This is a genomic window from Methanomassiliicoccales archaeon, from assembly GCA_013415865.1.
Classification (GTDB): Archaea; Thermoplasmatota; Thermoplasmata; order Methanomassiliicoccales; family UBA472; genus MVRC01.
The window spans coordinates 1-16575 of sequence record CP058896.1; the positions used below are offsets into that span (position 1 = coordinate 1).

The following is a 16575-nucleotide window of genomic DNA, read 5'->3' on the forward strand; positions in this document are numbered from 1 at the left end:
TTTAATACGACCTGGCCCAATTGAAGCTATGTCAATGCCGACCGATGCAACAGACTCATCCGTGTAACCAGGTTTAATACGACCTGGCCCAGTTGAAGCGCCTTCGAGAAGCTGCAGCATATCCATGAGGCGACGATGTAACCAGGTTTAATACGACCTGGCCCAATTGAAGCTGCCGCTGCCCGATCACCTTCGCGTTGTGCTCGTCGTAACCAGGTTTAATACGACCTGGCCCAATTGAAGCTCTTTCTTCTGACCATCTCCGTGGTACAGTACGTAGTAACCAGGTTTAATACGACCTGGCCCAATTGAAGCTAGCCGGTCGCTCTCTCATTGGCGCAGCGCATTGATGTAACCAGGTTTAATACGACCTGGCCCAATTGAAGCGATTCTCCAAACACAATGTATGCGATTCTGTCAATGTAACCAGGTTTAATACGACCTGGCCCAATTGAAGCACAAGCTCGACACTGACAAGGATGGTTCCATATCCGGTAACCAGGTTTAATACGACCTGGCCCAATTGAAGCGACGCGTTGACGAGGGGAACCCACCAGTTGGCACCGGGTAACCAGGTTTAATACGACCTGGCCCAATTGAAGCCGAAATGAAAAGGGGAGAAATGGAAATGGATACAAGTAACCAGGTTTAATACGACCTGGCCCAATTGAAAATCAATAAATTTTAGCTGGACCTAAACTGAATAACCTCAGTTCAACGTTGATTTATAGCCACGTTTGAAGGTTTGAACAATTATCAAACGTGCAGAGTTCATATACTAGTTGATCCGAGAAGGTGGACCGTAAGAGGGAAGAATGCTAGGATCTCCACCGATCATATCGACGAATGGCCTGACGAAATATTATGGCAAAAGGAACGAGGTGAAGGCCGTACAGGATCTGACCTTCGACGTCTTCCAAGGAGAGACCTTTGGGCTTTTAGGCCCCAATGGGTCCGGGAAGACCACGACCATCAGGATGCTCAACGGTATCATCCGCCCGACGAAAGGCACGGCGACGGTGAACGGCTTCAATATAATTGATCAGGCGGAGGATGTGAAAAGGTCCACTGGCCTCCTCGCCGAGTCGCCGGGCCTCTATGAGAAGCTGAGCCCCAAAGAGTATCTTCAATTCGTAGGCTCGCTTTATGACGTCCCGAAGAGGGCCCTGGAGGACAGGGTGGAGAAGCTACTAACATTATTTCATCTCCAAGATCGAAAGGACGACCTCATGGAAGGGTTCAGCAAGGGCATGAGGCAAAAGGTATTGATAGGTGCGGCCTTGGTGCACGACCCGCCCATCGTCTTCCTAGACGAGCCCACCTCCGCACTGGACCCAAGGGCCGCCCTGATGGTCAAGGACCTCATCAAGGACCTCTCCTCAAAAGCGAACAAGACCATATTCATCTCCAGCCACATCTTATCGCTGATCGAGGAGGTGTGCGACCGGGTGGCCATCATCGACAAGGGAAGGTTGGTCGCCATCGGCAGCGTCGACGAGATCGCCGAGATGACAGGAAAAGAGACCTTGGAGGCGGCCTTCATATCCCTCACCGGCGGCGAGGACAGGTCCGAGCTGTTATCCTGGAGGGGGGACCCTGCGGACGCCTAAGTGGCTCATCATGGCGAGGAACGAATACTACCTCAGGACGAGCGGGTTCAGGAGGTACAGGAAGCTATTTCCTTATGTCGCCTTCCTGTCCTTGGCCATCTACATCCTTTTTCTGTCCCCCGCGATGTTCTCGGCGACGTCTGAACTGACCAAAGAGTTCATCCTATCAGAGCAGGCGCTGTCCTTCATGCAGGTCATACTTTTTGTGATATTCATCTCTGTCCTCACGATCCCGGTCATGCAGACGCTACAGGACACGAACGTCACCCCCTTGGAGACGCTGCTCTCGACACCGATAGAGGCAAAGGACGTCCTGATAGGAAAATATCTTGGCTCATTGCCTACATATGCCATCGTCATATCTCTGATGGCAGGGACCTTCCTTGGACTGTTCATCCCCTTCGGTCTTTCGGTCGCACAGGTGGTGATATTGGTCATTGTCTTCGTCCTGATCGTCCTCATAGCGCTATGGGCAGGGATCGTCCTGGCTGCAGTCATAAAAGCAAGGTTGGCAAGGAGCCCTCGGGGGAGGGATGCAGGTCAGGCCCTGGCCCTCCTCATCGCCCTGCCCCTCGTGGGCGTCATATATGCGGTGATGAACGGGGGATTGTTGAGCGCGATGCAGGGTGATGAGACCTCATTGGCCAGTGCGCTTTGGGCGGTCCCAAGCTCCTGGGGGGCGGACGTCGTCCTCTCCTTCCTGAGGGCCCCTGGAGGTCTGGGTCCGGAACCTATTAAAATGGCCGCAGAGATACTGGGCCTCTTGTTTTTCTTGTTAGCATCCATATATGCCGGGTCCAAGCTGTCGGGGAGGTTCTATGACCTCGAGCCTGTCTCTTTCAGCACATCCAGGGCGCCAAGGGAAGGAAATGCGCTTAGAGTGATAAGATGGTTGACGGGGGACGGACCCTTCTCCACCGTGGAGGTTACCGTGCTCAAGGATTATGGAAGAAGACTGGAGAACGTTTCCAGGGTGATATACATACTTGGTCTGGTGGTATTGATGGAGCTATTCATCCTAAGCTCCCTCCCCCGAGGTAATTACGTGAGCATCGCCCTCCTGACGGTCTCCTGGATGATGGCCTTCCTTTGCGTGTTCGTGGTCGGGGAGGTCACGGCGAGGGGAAAGGAGAACCTTTTCGTCTACCGGAAGGCCCCTGGTGGTGAGACGCGGTTGGTCCTGGCGAGGGTGGTCCAAGGGTGCCTTGTCGTCCAGCCTATATCGGCCATGTCGGCGGTGATAGTGCTATTGCCGTCCGGAGTGTCCTTCTGGCAGGGCGCATCGCTCACCTTCGCGCTCATATGGGTCTCCACGGCCTATGTGATGATGTCCATCGGACTTTTCCTTCTCTCTCCAGCTTTCTCGGAAAGACCTTCTGAGATGATAGGGAATGCGGTCTCCATCCTTGCCATATCTTTTTTCCTTTATGTGCTATGCGTGGTCCTGTATGGCCAGACCTATGGCATATGGGCATTGGCCCTGATGAGCACGGCCATCGGGTCGGTGATGCTGTTCCTTGGCAATAAAAAGATAAGAGCTGTCGAATGATGATCGTACCTGGCATCCGACCTCGCGCAATGATCGCAACAGTCGGCCCGGAAGCTGCTCATACCTCACGCTCCCTGAGCTTCCTCACCAACCAATCGATGTGGCGAGTGTACCTGATGTATTCATCCAGTCCGTAGCATTTATATAGAAGCACTAAAATACCGGGGCTCAAGGAGGATCTAGTTATGGCATATGGTATGGGCAGTAATCAGCCGATCATTATCCTCAAAGAAGGAACCGAGAGATCGAAGAACAAGGACGCGCAGTTCAACAACATCGCTGCCGCCCGCGCGGTCGCCGATGCAGTGCGCTCCACTCTCGGCCCGAAGGGAATGGACAAGATGCTGGTCGACTCGCTGGGGGATGTCGTCATCACCAACGACGGCGTCACGATATTGAAGGAGATCGATGTACAGCACCCAGCGGCCAAGATGGTCGTGGAGGTCGCCAAGACCCAGGACAACGAGTGCGGTGACGGCACGACCTCGTCCGTGATCATCGCGGGCGAGCTCCTGAAGAAGGCCGAGGGCCTCATAGAGAACAACATCCACCCCACGATCATAGCGAACGGGTACAAGATGGCGGCCAACGAGGCCATCAACATCTTGGACAACATCGCCATCACGGTGACACCGAACGACTCGGACATGCTCCAGAAGGTCGCGCAGACGGCCATGACCGGCAAGTCCGTCGGCGGTCAGAGGGACTTCCTCGCAAAGCTTGCGGTTAAGGCCGTCCAGGCCGTCGCAGAGAAGGTCGATGGCAAGTACAACGTCGACGTGGACAACATCAAGGTGGAGAAGAAGACCGGAGGCTCCATCGCCGACACCGAGATCATCGAGGGCATCGTCATCGACAAGGAGAGGGTCCACCCGCGCATGGCAAAGCAGGTGAAGAACGCCAAGATAGCGCTCATCTCGGCCCCGCTCGAGATCAAGAAGACGGAGGTCGAGGCAAAGATCCAGATCCGCGACCCCGCCTCGATGCAGCGCTTCCTTGAGGAGGAGGAGAACACCCTAAAAGGATATGTGGAGAAGATCAAGGCCTCGGGCGCGAACGTCGTGTTCTGCCAGAAGGGCATCGACGACCTCGTGCAGCACTACATGGCCAAGGCCGACATCTTTGCCTGCCGCCGCCTAAAGGAGTCCGACATGGAGAAGATCTCCCGTGCGACCGGGGCCAACATCGTCGGTAAGCTCGACGAGCTCACCGAGAAGGACCTGGGCAAGGCCGAGATGGTCGAGGAGAAGAAGATCGGCGAGTCCGACATGGTCTTCATCACCGGCTGCAAGAACCCGAAGGCGGTCAGCATAATCATACGCGGAGGCACTGAGCACGTCATCGACGAGGTCGAGCGCGCCCTGCACGATGCATTGCGCGTCGTCGGCGTCGCGATCGAGGACGGAAAGGTCGTCCCAGGCGCCGGTGCCCCTGAGATCGAGCTCTCATTGAGGCTCGCCGCCTATGCATCCACCATCGGAGGACGCGAGCAGCTCGCGATAGAGGCGTTCGCCAACGCGATGGACGTGATCCCATGGACGCTGGCCGAGAACGCTGGCCTCGACGCGATCGATGTCGTCATCCAGCTCAAGAGCGCCCATGAGAAGAAGGGCGGCAAGAACATGGGCATCGACCTTGACTCCGGAAAGCCGGCCGACATGTTGAAGCTGAACGTCATCGAGCCGCTCCGCGTCAAGACCCAGGCGGTCAAGTCCGCGGCCGAGGTCGCGAACATGATCCTCAGGATCGATGATGTCATCGCGGCAAAGAAGGCCCCGCCGGCACCACCCGGTGGCCAGGGCGGACAGGGCGGAATGCCGGGCGGTATGCCTGGCATGATGTAAGAAGAGCGCAGGCGCTTACAGGACCCTAAACCACTTCCTTCCATCTAATTTTATTATAACCGATGCAAAATATTATAATCTTCTTGACCTATCTCCACGACCAGAGGAGAGAAAATGTCATCCTTTATCAAGGTCATGATCTGCATGATAGTGACGGTCCTGATAGCAACCTTGGTCATACCCCCCGTGGCCGCAGTGGATGCCGAGGCCCCTGCTTGGCAGGAGGGCGAGGTCTGGGCCTATGGTAAGAAAGTATATCTGGAACCAGCGATGAGCGAGCTGATAGGGTCTGTGGAGGAATTGCTGGAGCAGTCCGGTACCGGCTCTCTTGAAAAGGCATATATCAACGGCTCCGTGGAGGCTTACACCTATTGCAAGGTTACATCAGTGACAACGAACGAATGCGTCATGGAGGTCTACATAGCGGTCGGCCTCGACGCGGTCGTCGACATCAGGGCGAACATGATGATGTCCGTACCTGGGACATATTGGATCTGGGAGTCGAACATACCTAAGGAACAGGTCGCTGTCACCGTGCAGGGTAACGCTGACCTGATGGCCTTCGAGAAGGCGACGATCACCTTCGAAAAGAGCTCGATGGCCCTGAAGTCGATCACCTCATTGACATCTTTCAAGGCCGACGTCTCACTGGAGGCAAAGAACCTTGGTGAGAAGATAAGATTCGAGGGCGATGAGAAGATAATCACAAGGGCAGAGGACATCGACCTTGACCTTGAGATGGACCTTGACATCAACACGATGTTCGAGTTCGACCCATACCTCGACATATTGGACTTCCCGATCGCGGTCGGTGAGGAATGGACGGTGTACTCTGTGATGACCGCGACCGGCAATGTCAGCGGGAGCCTCGATGCCCACGGTCTTCCAGAGGGAGCGCTTGAAGACCTGGTCCAACCGACGGTCGGCGAGCTGACGTTCCCGTTGGACTTCTCCACGTTCACCGGACAGATCGGGGACCTGCACGTCGAGAACGGGCAATTGGATGGCGCCTCAGAGACGATATCGGCAGATCTGAGATGCACTTCAAAGCTCGAAATAGAGGATGAGGTCCATGGAGAGCTCACCGTGTATGAGATAAAGGTGATGGCAGAGGACGGTTCGACATCGACCTTCTATTACTCCCCTGAGCTCTGTATGTTCTCCTCAATGAGATTATCCGGCGAAACCGTCCCCGACGACATCTTCGAAGAAATCCCGTTCGGTATAGCTCCAGAGGAGGACCTGGTCATAGGTCCGATGGAACCAAAAAAGGCGGCCCAGGGCATCTATGATGTCAGTGGCATCGTTGTCGCCGAAGGGGTCGATACCAGCGACGGAGATGATAATGGCCTAGGTCTTGGCATCATCATGATCGGTTCTATCGCGGCCTTGGTCGTTGTCATACTGGCCTTTGTCATCGTCAAGAGGAAGAAGTAAAGAACCTATTTAGGAATATATGCCTCGGGACCCTCCGGGGCGGACTTGATTTTTTATCCTTGCTGAGCACTTCAGAGGTCATGTTCGTTCGTTCCATAGATCCGAGGAATGGAAAGCTCGTGGCCGAGACCCCTTGCACTAGACCTGAGGATGTTCAGACGGTGTTGGCGAAGGCGAAAAAGGCCCAAAAGGCCTGGGCCTCGATGGAACGGTCTCATAGGATAGAGGTCCTGAGGAGGGCCGAGGAGATCTTCCAAAGGGACAAGGAGGAGATCATCGACCTGATACAGAGAGAGGGGGGATTCCCTCGCAGGGACATCGCCGGAGCGTATGCGGGTGCCCTAAGGGGCGTCGAGTACTACGCTGAGCAATATTCGAAAAGAGGGGTTAGAAAGTTAGAACTGGATCAGAATTCATTGCCTTCCACCGAGGCCGAGGTGGAGTTCGTCCCGCACGGCGTGATAGGGCACATCGGGATCTGGAACTATCCTTTCTGGCAAACGATGATCACCGCCATTCCTGCCCTCATGGTAGGCAACGCGATAGTCTTCAAGCCATCTGAGCATACCACATTGACCGGGCTCAGGATCGAGAAGGCTCTGAAGGAGGCAGGCATCCCTGACAATGTGTTCAACGTCGTGGTCGGAGGCAAAGAAATCGGCGAGGAGATGGTGAGGTCCGATTTTGATGCGATCGTCTTCACCGGAGGGATCGAGACAGGTCTGTCCATCATCCGCAATGCAGGGATCAAACCGTTGATCCTCGAACTGTCAGGCAACGATCCTGGCATAGTGTGCGATGACGCTGATATCGTGCAAGCGGCAAGAGGGATAGCCAATGGCACATTCAGCCACGGAGGCCAGGTCTGCATCAGGATAAAGCGCGTCTATGTGACCAGAACCGTTGCCGATGAGTTCCTTGAGGAGTTCCTCAAGGTCGTCGATAGGATAGATGTGAAGGAACGTGTGGGACCATTGATACGCGAGGAGGCAAGGACCTCGGTGCACGCATCGGTAATTTCGCTCATCGAAAAGGGAGCGAAGCTCTTGAGGGGGGGAAGGTACATCGAGGGCGAGGGATATTATTATGAACCGACCGTGCTGCTCGTGGACAGGTCCATCGATATCGACAAAGAGATCTTCGGTCCGGTCTGCCCCATCATCATTGTGGATAATGAAGAAGAAGCGATAGAGCTTGCGAACAGGTCAAGATATGGCCTTGGGGCAACTGTGTGGTCTTCTGACAGAACGAAGGCAAGGGCCATGGCATCGAAGCTCGAGGCGGGGACGGTGTGGATAAATGAATGCGGAAGGACGTTGACGGGAGGAGAATATTTCCAAGGTTGGAAGTGCAGTGGGATCGCCACCTCTCAGGACAGACTATCGATGTTCATGAAAAAGAGGACGATCATCCATAATACCTCCTGCGAGCCCAGAGGGCACTGGATGAAATAAATTAATTTTTTATATAAAACAAATTATGCTAAATTAGTTTAACAATTATCGAAATCTAATATAATAATTAAATAAGAGCAATACTTCCTTTTTTCCCCTTTCCAACATCGGTCCCATAGTCTGTCTGTTTAACATAGCAGTCCTGACATCTCAATCGCGAACCGACCGTGATCCCTAGACGCTCTATCAGATCTGTATCATCATCCCATAGGGCCAACCTACAGTCACCAGTATCATCCTTGACCATGATGTTTCTTACCTTTCCAGGTCTCCCATCTTTTCTTATAAATTCTCTGGGTGCGAAGATCTTCACCACCTCGACCTCCATGGTGACCTCTTCTCTATCCTTCAGATCTACGATCTTTTTCACATTGGCCATCTCAACACCGATCCCAGGGGCCTCTTTTATCGTGAAATTCAAATGCCCATGTTAGATGGCCAATTATCATCAGGAATATAAATTCAAGTAATCAATATTGACGTAAAATAATATACTTGGTAACTATACAACATTAAATTTATTATATTTTACATTTTTATCAGCTTCAGCCCGATGTCGCTTAAATTAAATTTCGGATTGTTTTAAGTTATTCTAATTAAAATTAGCATCTATCTAAATCAACTAAAATATATCAATATGATATTTTACAACACTGACCAAACAATCCATCACAAAAACCTTTATGTCTGACAAATAAATATCATTCGTCTGTCATTAAGCTGACATAAGGGTGGGATGACATCTGATGCGTGCTGCCATCTACGCAAGGGTCTCGACCGAAGACCAGGCGAAGGAGGGATTCAGCATCGCCGCCCAACAAAAGAAACTGATCGCTTATTGCAAGGCGAGAGGGTGGCAGGTCGCTGGTGAATACATAGATGAAGGTTATAGTGGCAGGAGCACGAACAGGCCATCATATCAAAGGATGATGTCCGAAAAAGATCTTTGGGACGTTTTGGTGGTCCTCAAGATGGACCGTATCCACCGCAATAGCACTAACTTCGCGTTGATGATGGACGACCTCCGACATTGGGGAAAAGAGTTCAACTCCATGCAGGAATCGTTCGATACCACTACGGCCATCGGTCGTTTTGTCATGGATATAATCCAGAGGATCGCTCAGCTTGAGAGCGAGCAGATAGGAGAAAGGGTAAAGGTCGGGATGGTCCAGAAAGCAAAAAAAGGGAAGGGCGTCCTTGGTTCTGGGGTGCCCTATGGATATCGCTTTCATAACCATCATCTCGAGAAGGTCCAAGAAGAGGAACAGGTCGTCAAGGACATTTTTTCCATGTATCTCGATTGTCTTTCTCTGAACGATATCGCATCGTCCCTGAATGCCAAGGGAATACCTACAAAACAATCTTCCAAATGGGAGAAGGCCACGGTCAGGAACGTATTGACCAACAAGCTCTACATTGGGATGTTGGAGTGGGACGGGATAGCGCAAAGGATGCCTGAGATCGCCATCGTGGACAATGATAGATTTTGGGAGGTCCAGGCACTTCTCGCTCATAGGAGGAGGAAACATCACGTTTTAAAAAACAAAGCGGAGAGGGGAGTGGAGATAAATGCCTAGGGTCGCCATTTACGCAAGGGTCTCGACCGATGACCAGGCCAAGGAAGGATATAGCCTTGATGCTCAGCAAGAGCGGTTAAAAGCCTATTGTGAGGCCCAGGGGTGGGATATTTCAGGCATATACGTCGACGATGGCCATTCAGGAAGGAACACAAAAAGGCCTGCCTATCAAAGGATGATGGAGGAAAAAGACTCTTGGGACATTATTCTGGTCATGAAGATGGACCGTATCCACCGTAACAGTAAGAACTTCATGATAATGATGGAGAATCTGGAGAAATGGGGCAAAAAGTTCACGAGCATGAACGAATCGCTCGATACATCGAATGCCGTAGGTAGATTTGTTGTGGATATAATCCAGCGCATTGCCCAGCTGGAGAGCGAACAGATCGGGGAAAGGACATATATGGGCATGAGACAAAAAGCCGAGACCAGCAATGGTCTGCTCGGTTTCAATGCACCATATGGTTATCGGATGGAGGGAAAAAAACTGATCTTAGATGAAGAGGAATGTAGGAATGTCCGGGCGATCTTTGATATGTACCTATCTGGAAAAAGGCTCGTAGATATTGTCAGGGAACTGAACTCTGGTGGGATACGGACAAAGAGGGGAAAAGAATGGACGATCTGGTCTGTTAAACGTCTGCTCAATAACCCCATTTATGCTGGATTTATCAGATGGGATGGGATAGTATCGCTGTCCGATCATTCGCCGATCATCACTGTAGAAGAATATGGTAAGGTGCAAGCGATGGCCATTGCAAGATCTGGAAAGAATGGGACAAGGCACGTCTTTGAACTTCCAAGAAAAGCGCCAGTATGAACAAGAATCAATATCTGGAGAATCCAAGAACAATCGTTTATTATTTAATCTTTTTTCAAATTATCGATTTATATTCAAAAATAAAAAATAAATGAAAAAATGTTTCATTCTATTCTGTTTTAACGAACTTAAAGAGCTAGGTTTATATATTCTTCCATTGAGCATATGGGATACAAGGACTGTGATAACGGTCCTGGTGACAAAACTAGGGGGGACATGGGAGATGGGGTGTATGAGGTCGAGTTTTGACAATTTTATCTGTCAAGCTCGATATCTGAAGCCTCGATCTTTTCCCTTTGTCCATAAAGAGGAGAGATATATATGGCTGAGGAAAAAAACATGCATGTGAAGGTAGCGATGGCCGAGGTGTTTGGCCTTGTGCTGATCGGTTTCATCGCCACCTTGGTAGGAATGTTTGGATTGGAACAGTATGACGACCTTAACGTCATCATCGGGGTGGCACCGACGGTCGGTCTTTTGTTGCTCGTCGCGACCATTGTCGCATACCTGAACGAGAATATCCTGCTCACTGGGATATTCGGTGTGTTGGCCCTTTTCCTGATGGCGTTCGAGGGCATAATACAGCATGACGCAGCTGGCGCGACAGCTATAGCATTCGTAGGGGTCATATTGCTAGTGATGGCTCTGGTCTCGTTCGCACAGCCGGTCAAGATGTTGCCAATCCTGCTGATTGTAGCGGGCATCGCATTCATCCTTTTGGCCCTGTGGTGGGCAGAGGGCGATCTGTTGAACAACGATTACAGGATGATCACTGGCGTCTTCTGGACCCTGGTGGCGGTGATCGCTGTCTACATGGCCGCGGCGATATCCCTGCTCGTTGTAAAAGGGAAACCGGTCCTGCCCCTTCTAATAAAGGCATAAGCGGGGCATAACGGACTCAAACCTTTTATTATTAATTTCTTATTATTTATTAATGTTCTAAAATATTCTAGATTTATATTTTATTAATAATATTACATGAAAATTTTTTTATTTCAATCTCGTAATATCTCAATTGGTCAGCTAGGTGTTCAATGCATCTTATCCTAATAATAAAAATGAACCAATGGATAAGAACATCGGGTACCTTGTTGAGGTGGTGCTATTATGGCTGAAGATAGAAATATACATGTAAAATTGGCAATGGCAGATGCACTTGGCCTGTTATTAATAGGATGGATAGCCTTTATGGTCGGCATGTTCGGACTGGACCAGTTCGACGCTGGCGGTCTAGATGCGATCACGGCTGTGAGCGGCGTTGTAGGGTTGGGCCTTATCATCGTCACAATTGTGGCATACCTGAATGAGAATCTCTTAGCAACGGTGATCTTCGGTGTTCTGGGCTTCTTTTTCCTTGCATTCCCAATGATCTCCTCGACTGGGATGCCGTACGAGGCCGGAGCCTCTGCAGTAGGTTTCATAGCGCTTGCCCTCTTCATTGCGGGGGTGGTCTCTCTGTACCAACCGGTCAAGCTGCTACCGATACTGCTCTTCATTGCGGCGATATCCTTCCTCCTGATGGCGCTCTGGTGGAATGAAATGGACAGCTCCGAAGGATTCGATAACAACTTCAGAGGACTCATGGGGATGGGAATGACCCTGGTATTCATGGTCGCCACGTATATGGGAGCAGCCATCTTGATGATGACCATCCGGGGCAAGGCTATCCTTCCGCTTCTGATAAAGTAAGGTTGGACCCAACAGATAACAAAACCCTTTATCGCCCATATTTTTCGTGAAGTTCATATTCATCTTATGGCCATTCGACCTCTGGAGAAAACAATATGCCTGAAGACCCAGAGAGGTGGACCGTAGTGGACATCGATGACGCCATCTCGCTTTCGATGAAAAGAAGGTCTAAGGGCATCAGGACGGTCCTAGACCTTTTGGGAGAGAACATAAGGTCCCCGACGGGGGCAGATGAGGTCGTGCGAGGCTATATGGAGCTCATCGACAGGATATCGATGGAAGGACTGGGCAGCTCTATCAGCGTAAAGTTAAGCGCTCTTGGCTATATGGCCGATGTAGATGGCGCATTCAACAGATTGTATAGAATCTCAGATAGGGCCAGATCGAAGAGTGTGGGATTCGAGCTGGATATGGAATGGACACCGATGGTCGACCATACGATCGAGGTCGCTGAGATGTGCAGCAAGGCCGGGCACCCAGTGACCCTGGCGATTCAAGCGTATCTCAATAGGTCTTCCGATGATATCGGGTATCTCCAGAAGCGCAATATCAGGGTAAGGCTGGTCAAAGGGGCGTATCGTGGAGAGGTCTCAGATTTCAATGAAATACAGAAAAGATTCGTCGGACTGCTCTCTCAGCTCGCCGACTCGAAGAAACCATTTGCAATAGGGACCCATGATCCTGACATTATGAAATGGGTCGGTGAGATGATGATCGGTTCAAAGGACCAAATCGAGCTAGGATTCCTTCGAGGATTATCCGACGCGACAAAGTATCAATTTTCTTCGAACGGTTGGAAGGTGGCAGAGTATATACCGATAGGCCGGGACATCAAGGCTTACGTGGGTAGGCGAGAGGCCTACCTGAAAAAATTGGGTGAAATTGGAAGATATCCGGCACCTTAACGATAGAGAATTATCTTAATTTCCTAAAAACGTCCTTTTTCAACGTCTTACATACCCTCTATGACCGTTAATTCACCCTAATTTATTTGATATTCGGGAGACCGTCTTTTACTAAAATGAATATTTTTGAACATTATACTATAATTATTAATAAAACAATTAAATTTATAACTATTTGTTATAACATTAAAATTATAGTAATTATTTCTATATATTATAATTATAATAACTATAAATACTACATAATATATAATATACTAAATACTATGGGGTGGTAATGTCTTGAGCGATGAAAATAAGACTAGCATTCAAGTCTCAACTGAATTAAGGGACAGATTATACCGTCTTAAATTTCGTAAAACTTATGAACAGTTTTTAAGGGAGCTCTGCGACCTATACGAAGAAAAGGAAGCTACAAAACCACAGGACCAATTAAAATGAGTTCGAAATGGTGAAAAGAATAGATGAAGGATATACCATATACTACTCAATCTTATGATGCCCGTCCTTTTGTAGAAATTCCAAATATGGACAGCGATAGTGATTATTTTTTAAGGACCAATAATCTATATGGCATTGTCCCCCAAATCTTACTCATCAGATAGTTTAGATCATTCCATTCTATCTAAATATAGAATTTTAAAAAAATGATAATAAATTTCTACAGATATTTGGACATATTGAATTGGTATTAATTTATTTGAAGAACTGGCCGGGTTCCAAATCCATCCTTCAATTATTATTTCTGAGTTTAGGCCTCCTATAGACCAAGACTAAGTTGATGGGTCGCGATAAATATTCCTTTGGAAAATCCTTAAGTGGGGGTAAATCCTACCAATTTATTTGTATTTAATTTTTAATCTAATAAATAATATGCGTTAACGATATCAACTATATTTTTTAATATTTAATTTAAAATTGAATTTAGCTTTATCTACAAAGAGAGAATAGGTGAGCATTTTCTCATTTTTAATTTAATCGAGAGGTGTAGTATATATTGAGATTTGGCAGTTGATGCCGACTTTATTCTAATTTGGAATTGGAATGGGGGCATTATGTTCTAAAATCATATATGTTTAGTTCAAAGCTAAAAAATATTATGTTATTTAGATAGTAAATTGATAAAATATAGATTTACATTTAATATTCCCATTACCCAATTTATCTATAAAATTGAAAATAAATCAAAAATAATGATTTTAAAATTCCACATATACAATTATAGTTGATTTAGGTATCAAATTAAAAATTATTATATAATTACGATCAACGAATAATTTATTTTATAAATATAATAAACATATTAATAAAATTATTTTGCTCGTTTACATGATAAAAAATTTAAAATAATTTTTCTAAATAATTATTTATTCATAAAAATATTTATAATGAACAGGGTACACTTATACATAACAAACGATAGGCCAAGAATCATATTACGATCAGAGTAAATCAGAAAGACTTATTCTAAGTTAGAAAATCTCTGGCCGAATTTGGGACTCTGTGTCCTATGTCACACTAAAATGACATAAATAAACAAGGATAAATAAAAAGGGAGTGAACATATGGGTCTGTTTGATAAGATCAAAGGAGCACCTGAGGCGAAGATGACAAAAGAGGAGGCATTCGCGGGCGTTGCCCTGGCGGCCATCGCGGCAGACGGGGTAATCACCCAGGAAGAGGCGAACCAGATGATCGTCTCGATGTTCAGAATGAAGCTTTACGAAGGCATGAACGACAGGAAGTTCAACGAGATCCTCACTAACGACGTTAATGTGCTGAAGAAGGAAGGACTCGATGCCTTGCTGGCGAAAGCAAAGGAAGCTCTTCCGTCAGACCTCCGAGAAACGGCTTTTGCCGTCGCTACTGACCTAGCACTCGCCGATGGTAAGATAGCCAATCAAGAGAAGGAGATCCTCGAGAAGATCGCCAAAGCCATGGAGATCCCTGAGGAAAAGGCCGTCAACATCATCGAGGTCATGTTGATAAAGAACAAAGGCTGATCTTTTTTTATAAAAGTCCGGCCAGATGGCCGGCATGCATTTCTTATTGTTCTTTGATATCTGGAAACCTTACAGCCTTGGATGGCTTCAACAGTTTCACCCCGTCCGCCCGCATGAGCATGTTGGTCAGGGCACTGAGCGAACACAAAGTACCTCTCCCCTCGATCACCTCGTCCGTTCCAGCGACCTTTGCTATGATGAGGCCATCGGCCCTTATCTCGATCTCAGTGCCGAGTTCCGTCAATCTTTTTAGCACGATATTGCCCATTGCCCCCATCGACTTCTCCATCCAACAATGTTTCATCGGGCAGAGGTTGCAATAGGCCTTGAACCTCTTTGCCGATTCCCCTATGATCAACCCCGCCGCTATCTCTGCTTTCGTTGTTCCATATGCAATGCAACAAGCTGCCACATCCTTGGCCAGGACATGATCCCCCTCCAATATGCTGACCTTGATGCCGCCTTTACTGACCCGATACACGTTCTCGAGCCTTCTCTCATACTTCAATTTGCCAGTGTTCCTTGCTCCTCTCAGTCTCTGTCGTACATATTGATGGATGTCCTCGTTGCCAAGTATCGCTTTTGCTATGGCGCAGGTAGGACAATAGGAGATCGAGGAATGGCTCAGCTCGTTGCCCTCGCTATCGAACATGATGGCCCTGACACCGAGCCCCTCTCTTCTGATGGTCGTTCTCCCTCCATTGAGCTGAACGTACTCCAGTGCAATTACCCCAGGCGTCAGAACCCTACCATAGCCATAAAGCGCGGCCATCTTTGCGATCTCCTCGATCGAGCTGACACCTTCTCGTCGGAGCTGCTCAACAAACTTGAACGGCATAGTTCCGGCCTCGATCTCGGCAGACAATATGGCAGGGGACCAAACGATATCAAACCCTTCTCCAATGACCTTTCCCCGGTCATCACGGACGACCGCTCTGATACCATTTGGCTCTTCATATGCGCTAACCCCCCCGCCCTCCTCGACGATACCCTCAAGTACGCCGTGGCAGAGACCGCATGCCCCCTCTTCCGGACCTAGGCTCTCACACCGCTCCCTGACACGCTCTGAGAAGCTCATCGGACCACCAATATTGTTCACTGGACAGCCACCTGAAAAAGGTATCGGACCTTTGTTCGCATAAGGTCTATGGGACTATCACCACGGGGACCTTTGACTGCTGAGACACCCTTAGCGACACGCTTCCTGTGAACATTCCTTTGACAGCACCTTTGCCCCTGCTGCCCAGAACAACGAGGTCTGCGCGCTCCGAATGTTCAAGGATCTTGACCGCTGGATGGCCAAAGTCGATATCTGTCCTGAACGGGACCCCCTTTGAACTAAGATGTTCAGAAGCCTTCTTCAGTTCGGCAGCACCTATCTTGGCGCCGGTGTCAGCCCATACTTCCTTTGCCCCCAACATCGGATAGTCGGCCGGTCCAACGACGAACAGCAGCGTTACCTCTGCACCAAGGCACTTGGCCAGCTCACTTGCGAACTCGGTCGCTCTCAATGAGTTCTCAGAGCCGTCCACCCCTACCAACATCTTCGCGATCTTTTTCATGACAACACCTCTATTATACAATTCGCGCAGGGGATTCAAAAAGATGCCGACCATATAGGACGATATTTGAACAGGTCTACAAGGCCAGACCGAAATATTGAAGAAAATTAAATATAAGTCGT

General features: G+C 48.9%; 15 protein-coding genes and 1 CRISPR repeat array. Of the genes, 12 read left to right on the plus strand and 3 right to left on the minus strand.

Features of this window, described 5'->3' with window-relative positions; translation table 11 throughout:
- Nucleotides 1-674: a CRISPR direct-repeat array (repeat unit 27 nt; unit sequence TTTAATACGACCTGGCCCAATTGAAGC).
- Between the two features lie 141 nt (nt 675-815).
- The 5 genes from HPY73_00005 (at nt 816) to HPY73_00025 (ending at nt 7894) form a co-directional block, all read left to right on the plus strand.
- Entirely contained in the window at nt 816-1610 is a 795-nt protein-coding gene (locus HPY73_00005) for an ABC transporter ATP-binding protein (protein ID QLH73991.1), read from the plus strand.
- Nucleotides 1611-1620: 10 nt separating this feature from the next.
- Nucleotides 1621-3159: a hypothetical protein gene (locus tag HPY73_00010; GenBank protein ID QLH73992.1), complete on the plus strand. Its 1539-nt coding sequence runs from the start codon at nt 1621-1623 to the stop codon at nt 3157-3159.
- Nucleotides 3160-3344: 185 nt separating this feature from the next.
- The gene (locus HPY73_00015) at nt 3345-5003 is read left to right on the plus strand and encodes a TCP-1/cpn60 chaperonin family protein (protein ID QLH73993.1); all 1659 of its coding nucleotides are present in this window, start codon (nt 3345-3347) and stop codon (nt 5001-5003) included.
- A gap of 114 nt (nt 5004-5117) precedes the next feature.
- Nucleotides 5118-6440: a hypothetical protein gene (locus HPY73_00020; GenBank protein QLH73994.1), complete on the plus strand. Its 1323-nt coding sequence runs from the start codon at nt 5118-5120 to the stop codon at nt 6438-6440.
- An 80-nt stretch (nt 6441-6520) separates the two neighbouring features.
- Nucleotides 6521-7894 (plus strand): aldehyde dehydrogenase family protein, encoded by a 1374-nt coding sequence (locus tag HPY73_00025; GenBank protein QLH73995.1) that lies wholly within the window; start codon nt 6521-6523, stop codon nt 7892-7894.
- 67 nt (nt 7895-7961) lie between these two features.
- Here the strand turns inward: HPY73_00025 and HPY73_00030 are convergent, their stop codons facing one another.
- Nucleotides 7962-8315: a hypothetical protein gene (locus HPY73_00030; GenBank protein ID QLH73996.1), complete on the minus strand. Its 354-nt coding sequence runs from the start codon at nt 8313-8315 to the stop codon at nt 7962-7964.
- Between the two features lie 325 nt (nt 8316-8640).
- Between HPY73_00030 and HPY73_00035 the strand changes: the two genes are divergently transcribed.
- The 7 genes from HPY73_00035 to HPY73_00065 all read left to right on the plus strand — a co-directional run bounded on the left by HPY73_00035 (nt 8641) and on the right by HPY73_00065 (nt 14891).
- Nucleotides 8641-9471, plus strand: a complete 831-nt coding sequence (locus HPY73_00035) for a recombinase family protein (protein ID QLH73997.1) — start codon at nt 8641-8643, stop codon at nt 9469-9471.
- Nucleotides 9464-10294: a recombinase family protein gene (locus HPY73_00040; GenBank protein QLH73998.1), complete on the plus strand. Its 831-nt coding sequence runs from the start codon at nt 9464-9466 to the stop codon at nt 10292-10294. Before HPY73_00035 ends, HPY73_00040 begins: the two co-directional genes overlap by 8 nt.
- Nucleotides 10295-10615: 321 nt before the next feature.
- The gene (locus HPY73_00045) at nt 10616-11176 is read left to right on the plus strand and encodes a hypothetical protein (GenBank protein QLH73999.1); all 561 of its coding nucleotides are present in this window, start codon (nt 10616-10618) and stop codon (nt 11174-11176) included.
- A 225-nt stretch (nt 11177-11401) separates the two neighbouring features.
- Nucleotides 11402-11983 (plus strand): hypothetical protein, encoded by a 582-nt coding sequence (locus tag HPY73_00050; protein ID QLH74000.1) that lies wholly within the window; start codon nt 11402-11404, stop codon nt 11981-11983.
- 95 nt (nt 11984-12078) lie between these two features.
- A complete protein-coding gene (locus tag HPY73_00055) occupies nt 12079-12888 on the plus strand; it encodes a proline dehydrogenase family protein (protein ID QLH74001.1) in 810 nt (269 codons plus the stop codon).
- A gap of 282 nt (nt 12889-13170) precedes the next feature.
- A complete protein-coding gene (locus HPY73_00060) occupies nt 13171-13329 on the plus strand; it encodes a hypothetical protein (protein ID QLH74002.1) in 159 nt (52 codons plus the stop codon).
- 1124 nt (nt 13330-14453) lie between these two features.
- Nucleotides 14454-14891: a tellurite resistance TerB family protein gene (locus HPY73_00065; protein QLH74003.1), complete on the plus strand. Its 438-nt coding sequence runs from the start codon at nt 14454-14456 to the stop codon at nt 14889-14891.
- Between the two features lie 43 nt (nt 14892-14934).
- Here HPY73_00065 and HPY73_00070 read toward each other — a convergent pair whose 3' ends face one another.
- Together HPY73_00070 and HPY73_00075 are read right to left on the minus strand one after the other, a co-directional pair.
- Nucleotides 14935-15969: a hypothetical protein gene (locus HPY73_00070; protein ID QLH74004.1), complete on the minus strand. Its 1035-nt coding sequence runs from the start codon at nt 15967-15969 to the stop codon at nt 14935-14937.
- Between the two features lie 67 nt (nt 15970-16036).
- Entirely contained in the window at nt 16037-16453 is a 417-nt protein-coding gene (locus HPY73_00075) for a universal stress protein (protein QLH74005.1), read from the minus strand.
- Nucleotides 16454-16575 lie beyond the last annotated feature (122 nt).

Bases quoted from the DNA above. Each gene is read 5' to 3' on its own strand.
- HPY73_00055 (QLH74001.1), top strand. From the start codon at position 12,079: ATGCCTGAAGACCCAGAGAGGTGGACCGTAGTGGACATCGATGACGCC.
- HPY73_00035 (QLH73997.1), top strand. From the start codon at position 8,641: ATGCGTGCTGCCATCTACGCAAGGGTCTCGACCGAAGACCAGGCGAAG.
- HPY73_00040 (QLH73998.1), top strand. From the start codon at position 9,464: ATGCCTAGGGTCGCCATTTACGCAAGGGTCTCGACCGATGACCAGGCC.
- HPY73_00050 (QLH74000.1), top strand. From the start codon at position 11,402: ATGGCTGAAGATAGAAATATACATGTAAAATTGGCAATGGCAGATGCA.
- HPY73_00010 (QLH73992.1), top strand. From the start codon at position 1,621: ATGGCGAGGAACGAATACTACCTCAGGACGAGCGGGTTCAGGAGGTAC.
- HPY73_00005 (QLH73991.1), top strand. From the start codon at position 816: ATGCTAGGATCTCCACCGATCATATCGACGAATGGCCTGACGAAATAT.
- HPY73_00075 (QLH74005.1), bottom strand. From the start codon at position 16,453: ATGAAAAAGATCGCGAAGATGTTGGTAGGGGTGGACGGCTCTGAGAAC.
- HPY73_00045 (QLH73999.1), top strand. From the start codon at position 10,616: ATGGCTGAGGAAAAAAACATGCATGTGAAGGTAGCGATGGCCGAGGTG.
- HPY73_00020 (QLH73994.1), top strand. From the start codon at position 5,118: ATGTCATCCTTTATCAAGGTCATGATCTGCATGATAGTGACGGTCCTG.
- HPY73_00065 (QLH74003.1), top strand. From the start codon at position 14,454: ATGGGTCTGTTTGATAAGATCAAAGGAGCACCTGAGGCGAAGATGACA.
- HPY73_00025 (QLH73995.1), top strand. From the start codon at position 6,521: ATGTTCGTTCGTTCCATAGATCCGAGGAATGGAAAGCTCGTGGCCGAG.
- HPY73_00070 (QLH74004.1), bottom strand. From the start codon at position 15,969: ATGAGCTTCTCAGAGCGTGTCAGGGAGCGGTGTGAGAGCCTAGGTCCG.
- HPY73_00015 (QLH73993.1), top strand. From the start codon at position 3,345: ATGGCATATGGTATGGGCAGTAATCAGCCGATCATTATCCTCAAAGAA.